General features: G+C 71.9%; 2 protein-coding genes. Both read left to right on the forward strand.

From position 1 onward, the window contains the following. Positions 1-162: 162 nt before the first annotated feature. The gene (locus tag ACT4N7_RS25755) at positions 163-7,575 is read left to right on the forward strand and encodes a hybrid non-ribosomal peptide synthetase/type I polyketide synthase (RefSeq protein WP_444831434.1); all 7,413 of its coding nucleotides are present in this window, start codon (positions 163-165) and stop codon (positions 7,573-7,575) included. 1 nt (position 7,576) lies between these two features. Further along, positions 7,577-10,795: a non-ribosomal peptide synthetase gene (locus ACT4N7_RS25760; protein WP_444831435.1), complete on the forward strand. Its 3,219-nt coding sequence runs from the start codon at positions 7,577-7,579 to the stop codon at positions 10,793-10,795. Positions 10,796-10,797 lie beyond the last annotated feature (2 nt).

Consider the following 10,797-nt stretch of genomic DNA (forward strand, 5'->3'; position numbering starts at 1 on the left):
CGGCGGGCGGCCGGGCACGTCAGGTGGGCGACCGGCCGGACTCTCCGTTGGGGGGCGGCCCGCGCGGCCCGCAGTTGGCAGCGTTGAGGACGCGGCCCCGGCCGTCATCGAGACCCGGCGCGTGCGCCGCGGCCCGGCCCCTTCCCTGGAGGTTCCCACCCCATGACCACCGCGAGCGAGCGCGAGCCGTCCGGCGACATCGCCATCGTCGGCATGGCGGGCCGCTTCCCGGGCGCCGCCGACGTGTCCGAGTTCTGGCGCAACCTGCGCGACGGCGTGGAGTCCATCACCCGCTACGACGAGGAGACCCTGCGTGCGGCGGGGATCGCGGCGGATATGCTCGCCGACCCCCGGTATGTTCGGGCCGCGCCTGTACTGTCCGATGTGGACATGTTCGACGCGCACTTCTTCGGTTATCCCGCCAGGGAAGCGGCGTTGATCGACCCGCAGCAGCGGATCTTCCTGGAGTGCGCGTGGCAGGCGTTGGAGGACGCCGGGTACGCGCCGGGGATGATGGCCGACACCGTCGGGGTGTACGCGGGCGCGGCGCTGTCCACGTATCTGCTGCATCACCTGCTGGCCGGTCGAGGCGTGGCCACCATCGCCGAGACGCTCGAACTGCTGGTCACCAACGACAAGGACTACCTGGCCAACCGCGTGTCCTACAAGCTGGGCCTGAGCGGCCCGGCGGTGGCGGTGCAGACCGCGTGCTCCTCCTCACTCGTCGCGGTGCACCTGGCCGCGCAGGCGTTGCTGGACGGCGATTGCGACGTCGCGCTCGCGGGCGGTGTCGCGGTCCGGCTGCCGCAGCCCTCGGGCTATCTGTGGCAGGAGGGCCTGATCTTCTCCGCGGACGGCCATTGCAGGCCGTTCGACGCGAACGCCACCGGCACGATGTTCGGCAGCGGGGCGGGCGTGGTGGTGCTCAAACGCGCCGAGGACGCGGTCGCCGACGGCGACCGGATTCTGGCTGTGGTCAAGGGAACCGGGGTCACCAACGACGGGTCGGCCAAGATCGGCTACACCGCCCCGGGGGTCGACGGTCAGGCCAGGGCGATCGACATGGCACTCGATCTGGCCGGGATCGAGCCGGAGACCGTCAGCGCAGTAGAGGCGCACGGCACCGCGACCCCGCTGGGCGACCCGATCGAGGTCGCCGCGCTCACCCGGGTGTTCGGCACCCGGCGCCCCGGCACCTGCGCGCTCGGCTCGGTGAAGTCCAATGTGGGCCACCTCGACACGGCCGCGGGCATCACCGGGCTGATCAAGGCGGTCTTGCAGCTACAGCACGGGAAACTGGTGCCCAGCCTCAACTTCGAGCGGCCCAACCCGGAGATCGACTTCGACCGCGGCCCGTTCTACGTCAACACCGAACTGCGGGACTGGATCCCGGCCGACGCGCCGCGGCGCATCGGCGTGTCGTCGTTCGGCATGGGCGGCACGAACGCCCACATCGTGCTCGAAGAGGGCCCGTCGGCGCCGGTCCGCCCGCGCGCCGAAGGCCGACCCGAGCTGATCGTGCTGTCGGCCAAGACCCGGCAGGCACTCGACGACAGCGCCGTCCAACTCGCCGAAGCGTTACGCGGCAACGACCTCGCGCTGGCCGATGTGTCCCACACGCTCCAGGTCGGCAGGCAACCGCTGGCGTTCCGCCGGGTCGTGGTCGCCGAGACACCTGCCGAGGCGGTGGCGAGCCTGGCGGGCGAGTCGCCGGACCGGGTCGCCGATGGCGCCGCGGGCGACCGGTTCCGGCTGGTGTTCCTGTTCCCCGGCCAGGGAAGCCAGCACCCGGGGATGGGCGCGGACCTCTACGCCGCGGAGCCGGTGTTCCGCGCCGAGGTCGACGCGTGCGCCGAGGTGCTCACCGGGCCGCTGGGACTGGACCTGCGCGAGGTGCTGTATCCGCCGGACGGCACCGATCCCGCGGCGGCGGCCGAGCGAATCGAGCGCACGGCGCTGGCGCAGCCCGCGCTGTTCGTCATCGAGTACGCGCTGACGGAACTGTTGGCGTCGTGGGGACTCCGGCCCGCGGCCATGGTGGGCCACAGCGTCGGCGAGATCACCGCCGCGTGTGTGTCCGGCGTGCTCGACCGCGACGACGCGCTACGGCTGGTCGCCGCCCGCGGCAGGCTGATGCAGGCGCTGCCGCCCGGCGCGATGCTGTCGATTTCGCTTCCCGCCCAGGAGGTTCGCGGGTTCCTGCCCGCGTCCGTGGCGTTGGCCGCGGTCAACGGCCCGGAGCTGTGCGTGGCGTCGGGGCCCGCCGACGACATCGCCGTGATGATGCGCGAGCTGAGCCAGCTCCATGTGCCGTGCAGGCTGCTGCACACCTCGCACGCGTTCCACTCGGCGATGATGGAGCCGATGCTGGCGCCGTTCGCCGCCGAGATCGCGGGCATCGAGCTGCGCGCGCCGCGGATTCCCTATGTCTCCAACGTCACCGGCCACTGGGCGGCGCCCGATCACGACTACTGGGTGCGCCACGTCCGCGAGCCGGTCCGCTTCGCCGACGCGGTCCAGGTGCTCACCGAGGCGGCGGGCACGGTGCTGCTGGAGGTCGGCCCCGGCCAGACGCTGGGAACGCTGGCCCGGCAGGGCAGCCGGCAGGTTCCCGTGGTCACCGCGATGCCGCGCGCCGGGGCGGGCGAGTCCGACCGCGACGCGCTGCTGCGGGCCGTGGGTCGCCTGTGGACGACCGGCGCCCCGGTCGACTTCGCGGCTGTGCGCGGCGCGGACCAACCCGCCCGGGTTTCCCTGCCCACCTACCCGTTCCAGCGCAGGCGGCACTGGATTGAGCCCGCCACCCAGGGCTCCGTCGGCAGTATCGAGAGCATCGAGGTGGCTGTCGGTCAGTCCGATGAGGACGGTGTGGTCGACACCCGGCCACCGATCAGCACGACCTACGCGGCACCCCGCGACGACCGGGAGCGGCTGATCGTCGGGGTGTGGGAGAGCCTGCTCGGGGTGGCGCCGATCGGCGTGCGCGACAACTTCATGGAACTGGGCGGCCATTCGCTGCTGGCCACGAAGATGGTCGCGCGGATCAAGGATGCCTTCGGCGTCCCGCTGACCCTGCGCCAGACCCTGGAGGCGCCGACGGTCGCCGATCTGGCGGCGCTGGTCGTGACCCTGCGCGGCAGCTCGCCTGCCGACCTTGAGTCCATAGAGGACGAACTGCCGCAGGCGGTGCCGGACCCCGGCACACTGCACGAGCCGTTCGCGCTGACCGAGATCCAGCAGGCCCAGTGGCTCGGGCGGCTCGGCGCGTTCGAGGGCGGCAACGTCGCCGCGCACGTGTACTGGGAGGTCGACGCCACCGATCTCGACCTCGCCAGGCTGGAGGACACCTGGCAGCACGTGCTGGCCCGGCACCCCATGCTGCGCGCCGTGGTGCTGACCGATGGCAGCCAGCAGATCCTCGCCGACGTCGGCCGCTACCGCATCGACGTGCTCGACCTGCGCGACTCGACCGAGGCCGACGCGGCCCTGCTCGCGGTCCGCACGGACCTGACCGAACGGATGCGCCCGGCCGACACCTGGCCACTGTTCGACATCAAGGCGACGCTGCTGCCCGCCGGGCGAACCCGGCTGCACCTCGGCTTCGACCTGCTCATCGCCGACATCGGCAGCATCCGGCTGATCTCGCGCGACTGGCGCAAGCTCTACGCCCAGGAAACGCTGCCCGCACTGGAACTCACCTACCGCGACTACGTGCTCGCGTTGGAGCGCGTGCGATCCACGCCGCGCTACGAGCGGGCCCGCGACTACTGGCGCGCCCGCGTCGGGCAGTTGCCCGCCCGGCCCGACCTGCCGCTGGCCATCGCGCCGTCCTCGATCGAGCGCCCGGAATCGGCCTCCTACAACCATGTTCTCGACGCCGCGACCTGGGCTCGGATCACCGCCCGGGCGGGCGCGCTCGGGCTCACGCCGTCCTCGGTGCTGCTGGCCGCGTACGCCACGGCGGTCGGCCGGTGGAGCCGGACCGGCGCGTTCACCCTGAACGTGACGATGATCAACCGGCTCGCGGTGCACGAGCGGGTCGCCGACCTGGTGGGCGAGTTCGCCTCGTTCGACCTGCTGCCGGTGGATCTGCTCGGACAGCCCGACATCGCCTCCCTGGCACGGAGTCTGCACGAGCAGAGCTGGGCCGACATGGAGCACCGCACGTTCAGCGGGGTCGAGGTGCTCCGCGAGCTGGCTCGCGAACGGGGCGGCGTGGGCGAAGCGGTGTCGCCGGTGGTGTTCACCAGCACCATCGTGCAGAGCAGCGAACCGGGCGACGAGACCTGGTTCGGCTGGCTCGGCGAGATCGCGCACGAGATCGCGCAGACCCCGCAGGTCTGGCTGGACTTCGCCCTGTTGGAGACCGCCGACGGCGTGCGGCTGGCCTGGCACGGCGTGCGGCAGATCTTCCCGGACGGCGTCCTGGACTCGATGTTCGAGGCGTTCCGCGGCCTGGTCGACCAGCTCGCGGAGTCCGCGGACGCGTGGTCGAGCGCGCTGGATGTCTGGCCGCGCCAGCGGGCCGTGGCGGAGTCGGTGAACGCCACGGACACCTTGGTACCCAACGGTTTGCTGAGCGACGGCGTGGTCGAGTGGGCGCGCCGGGAGCCGGACCGCGTGGCGGTGGTGGCCGCCGACGGCCGGACGCTGAGCTACGGCGACCTGGTCGGCTGGGCCGCCGCCGTCGCCGACACCTTGCGCGAACGCGGTGTGGCGCCAGGGGTTCTGGTCGGCGTGGCCATGGCGAAGTCGCCGGAACAGGTCGTCGGCGCGCTGGCCGTGCTGCTGGCGGGCGGCGCGTACCTGCCGATCGACGTCGACCTGCCCGCCGAGCGGCGCGCGCACCTGGTGACCGCGGCGGGCTGCGCGCACCTGCTCACCCGCGCCGACGACGAGGTGTTGCAGTGGCCGAGCGGCCTGCACAGCATTGCCGTGGACTCCTGTCGCGACAGTCCCGCGAAACCCGTTGACCAGCCCGGTTCGCCGGACGACGTGGCGTACGTGATCTACACCTCCGGCTCCACCGGGCTGCCCAAGGGCGTCGCCGTGTCGCACCGGGCGGCACTGAACACCTGCGTCGATCTGTGCTCCCGGTACGACATCGGGCCCGACGACGCGATGCTCGGCCTGTCCGCGCTCAACTTCGACCTGAGCGTGTTCGACGTGTTCGGCATGCTGGCGGTGGGCGGGCGGCTGGTGCTGCCCGCGCACGGGTCGAACCGCGACCCCGGGCACTGGCTGGACCTGATCGAGCGGCACGGGGTCACGGTGTGGAACAGCGTGCCCGCGCTGGCGGACATGGCCGTCACGCACCTGGCCGACACCGAGAGCGCGCCGCTGGCGGGCGTGCGGCTGGCGATGTGGTCCGGGGACTGGATTCCGGTCGACCTGCCGGACCGCTGGCGCGAGCGGTCGCCCGCGTGCAGGCGGGTGTCACTCGGCGGTGCGACCGAGGCCGCGATCTGGTCGATCCACTACGAGATCGGCGAGGTCGACCCGGCCTGGGACTCCATTCCCTACGGTCGCCCGCTCGCCAATCAACGTTTCCACGTCCTCAACGACCGGTTCCAGGACTGCCCGGTGTGGGTGACCGGCGAGTTGTACATCGGCGGCGTCGGCCTCGCTCTGTCCTATTGGAACGACCCAGAGCGCACCGCCGAGCGGTTCGTGCACCACCCGGTGACCGGCGAGCGGCTCTACCGGACCGGCGACCTGGGCCGGTGGCGACCGGACGGTGAGATCGAGTTCCTCGGCCGCGACGACTTCCAGGTCAAGGTCGGCGGCTACCGGATCGAACTGGGTGAAATCGAGGTGGCCCTGGGCAAGCACGCGGCCGTGTCGTCGGCGGTGGCCCTGGCTGTCGGCGACCGGCACCACCGCCGCCTGGTCGCGTACATCGTGCCCACCGACCCCGGGACCGACCACGACACGCTCGGCGCGGAGGTCGGCGAACAGGCGACACTGGCGCTGCCCGGCTACATGGTCCCCGGCACGATCACCGTGGTGGACCGGCTTCCGTTGACCGCCAACGGCAAAGTGGACCGCAACGCGCTCACCACGCTGGCATCGGCCCGCGCGACCGACGCGGTGCCCGCCGTCGAGGGCGGGCCCGTCGCCGAAGCGTTGGCGCGCATCATCGCCGAGGTGCTCAACGTCGAGGCGGTCGGCCTGCACGACAACCTGTTCGCGCTCGGCGGCGACTCGATCACCGGCATCAGGATCGTGAGCCGAGCCACCGCCGAGGGCTTCGACATCACCCCGGCAGACCTGTTCGCCCACCAGAACACCGCCGCGCTGGCCGCCGTGGTGATCGCGCGCGGCGGCACGGTCGACGCGGGCGAGGCCGACCTGCCGCTGAGCCGGTACCAGCGCACCCTCGTCGAGCACGCGGGCGAACCCGCCGCGGTCCCGGCCTACCAGGTGCTCCTGCCGATCACCGACGTCGACGCGGCCCAGGCCGCGGTCCGCGGCCTGCTCGCCCGCCATCCCGCGCTGCGCCTGCGGTTGGTGGCCGACGACACCGGGTGGCGGCAGCGGGTGGCGCCCGCCGACGAGACCGACGAGAGCGCGCCGCCCGTGCGACTCGGCGCCCTGCCCGAGGCGCGGCGGTCTGCCGCGCTCGCCCAGATGGGCGCGGATCTTGCCGACGAACTGGACCCGGTGCGCGGTCCGGTCGCCAAGGCCGCCGTGTTCGACCTCGGCCCGGACGACCAGCGCCTGGCCCTGGCGGTGAGCCTGCTCGCGGTGGACGCCGCGTCCTGGCCGGTCCTGCTGCGCGAACTGGCCGTCGACTGGGCGGAGCCTGCCAATCCCTTCGCGGGCGGGCCGATGGCGCTCACCACGATCACCGACACCGCCACCGCGGACCAGCAGGCCCTCACCGGGACGTACTGGCCCACAGCCGAGACCCCGACCCAGCAGCGCACTGTCCACTTGAGCCGTGAGAGCACCGCGGACCTGCTCGACGGCGCACGGCGCGTGCTTCGGGTGGCGGCCCCCGAGATCGCGGCGGTCGCCCTCGCCGTGGCACTGTCTCGGCGCGACGCCGAGACGCCGGTCGTCATCGACCTCGAACGCGACGTGCGCCAGGCGGGTGCGGTCGACCTCACCGGAGCCGTCGGGCCGTTCGCCGAGATAACCCCGGTGCTGATCGACCTCGCCCGACCCGACCTCGGGGAGTTGGTCGTCGGCGTCAAGGAAGCCTGCCGCACCAAGATGATCAGGCATTCCCCCGGGTCCCGGACACTGGTGCGGCACGTGGGCGACGTCGGCACGAGCGGGGTCACCGCCGACGCGCCGTACCCGATGACCATCACCTCGTCCGTCCTCGATGGACAGTTCACCATCGGCGTCACCGGTCCCGGCGCCGCCGACCTGGCCGCGGCCCTGACCACCGCGCTGGACGACCTGGTCGCCCACGTCCGTGAGCCGCGGTCGGGAGTAGTGGCGCCCAGCGACTTCCCACTGTCCGGTTTGGACTCGGCGGAGCTGGAGATGTTCCTGGCCGCGGTGACCGGCGGCCCCGCCCGCTCAACTCAAGCCACAGCAGCCGGTTCGGCGCGAGAGGACTGACATGGACCTGGAAGGCATCGAGGATGTCTACGAGCTGTCGCCGATTCAGGAGGGGCTGCTCTTCCACAACCTGCTGTCCCCCGGCTCGGGCATCTACCTCGAACAGGTGACGATGGAGATGCGCGGACACCTGGACGTCGAGGCGTACCGCCGCGCCTGGCAGACCATTGTGGACCGGCATTTCGTGCTGCGGACCAGTTTCCACTGGGAGGGCGTGGACAAGGCCCTGCAGGTGGTCCGCCGGGACGTCGAGTTCCCGATCGGCGTGCTGGACTGGCGCGACACCGACGCCGAGGAACAGCGCCGCCGCTACGCGGAGTTCGCCCACGAGGACCGCATGCGCGGGTTCGACTACGCCGCCGCCCCGCTGATGCGCGGACACCTGATCCGGTTCGCCGACGAGCGGTGGGAGTTCTTCTGGAGCTTCTCCCACCTGCTGATGGACGGCTGGTCGTTCGGCCTCGCCTTCGCCGAACTGGCCGAGCTGTACCGGGCCTACGCCACCGGCGGCGATGTCGAACTGCAACCGGCCCGGCCGTACCGCGACTACCTGTCGTGGTGGAACCGGCAGGACCGGTCGGCCGCCGAGAAGTTCTGGCAGTCCACTCTGGACGGCTACGCCGCGCCGGACGCACTGGAGGTCGGATCGGCGCCCGCGGGCGAACTCGGCCCCGACGAGCCGACCCACGCGGTGCTGCCCACGCCGCGGCTGCTCGACCAGCTACCCGACCTGGCCGCGTTCGCGCGCGAGCACGGTCTGACCCTCAACACGGTGATGCAGGGCGCGTGGACGATCATCATCGGCCGCTACCTGGGCTGCCGGGACGTGCTGACGGGCTCGACCGGCACCCAGCGGCCTGCCACGCTCCCCGGTGCCGAGCTGATCATGGGACCGATGCTGGCCACCATGCCGGTGCGCGCGCGGATGCCCGACGACGCCGAGCTGATCCCGTGGCTGCGCGAGCTGCAGACCGACATGGCGCAGGCCCGCGAGCACGCCGACATCTCCCTGACCGAGCTGCGCCGGATGGCGGATCTGCCCGGCAACCAGCCCATCTTCGAGTTCGACCTGGCCTTCGAGAACGTGCCCGTGCCCGACCTGGTGCTGCCGGACCTGGAGATCGTCCGGTCCACTTACGACGGTCGGCCGCACTTCCCGATCACCATGATCGTCATGCCGGGCGAGGGGATGCCCGAGCCGCGCCTGGTCTACGACCAGACCCGGTTCAGCGAGCGGGCGATGCGCGGGCTCGCCGAGCAGTTCGAGGCCACGCTGCACAACATGATGACCTACCCGGGCCTGTGCCTCGGCGAGGTGGACATCATGCCGCCCGAGGAGTGGCAGAAGGTCCTGCTGGACTGGAACCGGGTCGTGCCGCAGCCCGCCGCGCCCGCCCTGCACGAGCTGTTCGCCGAGCGGGCCGCGGCCAGGCCGGACGCGGTGGCGGTGGTCTGCGACGGCGAGTCGATCACCTACGGCGACCTCGCGGTGCGCGCCAACAGGCTGGCCAACCTGTTGCGGCACAACGGTGTGCATCGAGGCGGCCGGGTCGGGCTGTGCCTGCAACGGTCCCTCGACATGATCGTCGGCATCCTCGGCACGCTCACGGCGGGCGCCGCGTACGTGCCGCTCGACCTGGGCCACCCGGCCGACCGGATGCGCTTCATCCTCGCCGACGCCGAGGTGTCGCTGCTGGTCACGCACTCGGCAGCGGCCGACCGCGCGCCGGAGTTCGACGGCCCGATGATCGACCTCGACGTGGACGCGGACACCATCGCCGAGCAGCCGGATTCGGCTCCGCGCACCGCGAGCGCGCCGGACGACGTGGCGTATGTGATCTACACCTCGGGCTCGACCGGCAGGCCCAAGGGCGTGCTGGTGAGCCACGCCAACGTGGTGCGCCTGGTGTCCGGCGCGGGCACCCTGTTCGACTTCCGCGCCGACGACGTGTGGAGCATGTTCCACTCCTACGCCTTCGACGTGTCGGTGTTCGAGATGTGGGGCGCGTTCGGTACCGGCGCCCGCCTCGTCGTCGTCCCGCACGACACCCTGCGCAACCCGGACGCGCTGTTGGACCTGGTGCGCGCCAACGGGATCACCGTGTTCAGCCAGACCCCGTCGGCGTTCCGGCAGTGGATGATCAGCGCGCTGGGCGCGGGCAGGCCGGACCTCGACCTGCGCTACGTCGTGTTCGCGGGCGAGTACCTCGACATCGGTACCCTGGCGCCCTGGTTCGACGCGTTCGGCGACGACGGCGCCCACCTGATCAACATGTACGGGATCACCGAGGTCACCGTGCACACCACGTTCCATCGGGTTCGGGCAGCCGACGCCGACTCCGGCGTCCGCAGCAACGTCGGCACACCGTTGCCGGACATGCGAATCCACCTGCTCGACGAGCGGATGATGCCGGTACCGCCCGGTGTGCGGGGCGAGATCTACGTCTCCGGCCCCGGAGTGACGCTGGGCTACCAGAACCTGCCGGAACTGACCGCGCGGCGGTACCTGCACGACCCGTACGCGGGCGAGGGCGAGCACCGGATGTACCGCTCCGGCGACCTCGCCCGGTGGACCCACGACGGCGAACTGGAGTTCCTCGGCCGGGCCGACCGGCAGCTCAAGATCCGCGGGTTCCGGGTCGAGCCGGGCGAGATCGAGGCCGTCCTGCGGGCCCGCCCGGACGTGGCCGACGCCATCGTGCACGGCCGGACGATCGCCGGTGACCTGCGGCTGGTCGCCTACGTCGTGGCCGAGCAGGGCTCCACTGTGGACGGTGACCTGCGGACAGCGGTGCGCGAGACGCTGCCCGAGTACATGGTCCCCGCGCACGTGATCGTCCTCGACGAGTTCCCGTTGACGCCCAATGGGAAGATCGACCACCAGGCGCTGCCCGACTTCGACGGCGCCCGCTCGGACGTGACCCCGTACGTGGCTCCCCGGACACCGACCGAGCAGGCCGTGGTGGACGCGTGGCAGGAGATCCTCGGCGTGGCGAAGGTCGGTGTGCTGGACGACTTCTTCGCCCTGGGCGGCCATTCGCTGCTCGCCACCCGGGTCACGTTCAAGCTGCGCTCGATCCTGGGTGTCGAGGTGCCGGTGCGGATCGTCTTCGACCGGCCGACCGTGGTCGCGCTCGCCGAGGCGATCGACGGCGACGCGATCAGCTCGGCCCGGTCCAGGTCGATCGCCCGACAGCCCCGCGTCGCCCAGCGCGTCTGACC

It is taken from the genome of Actinokineospora sp. (assembly GCF_052390155.1).
Lineage (GTDB): Bacteria > Actinomycetota > Actinomycetes > Mycobacteriales > Pseudonocardiaceae > Actinokineospora.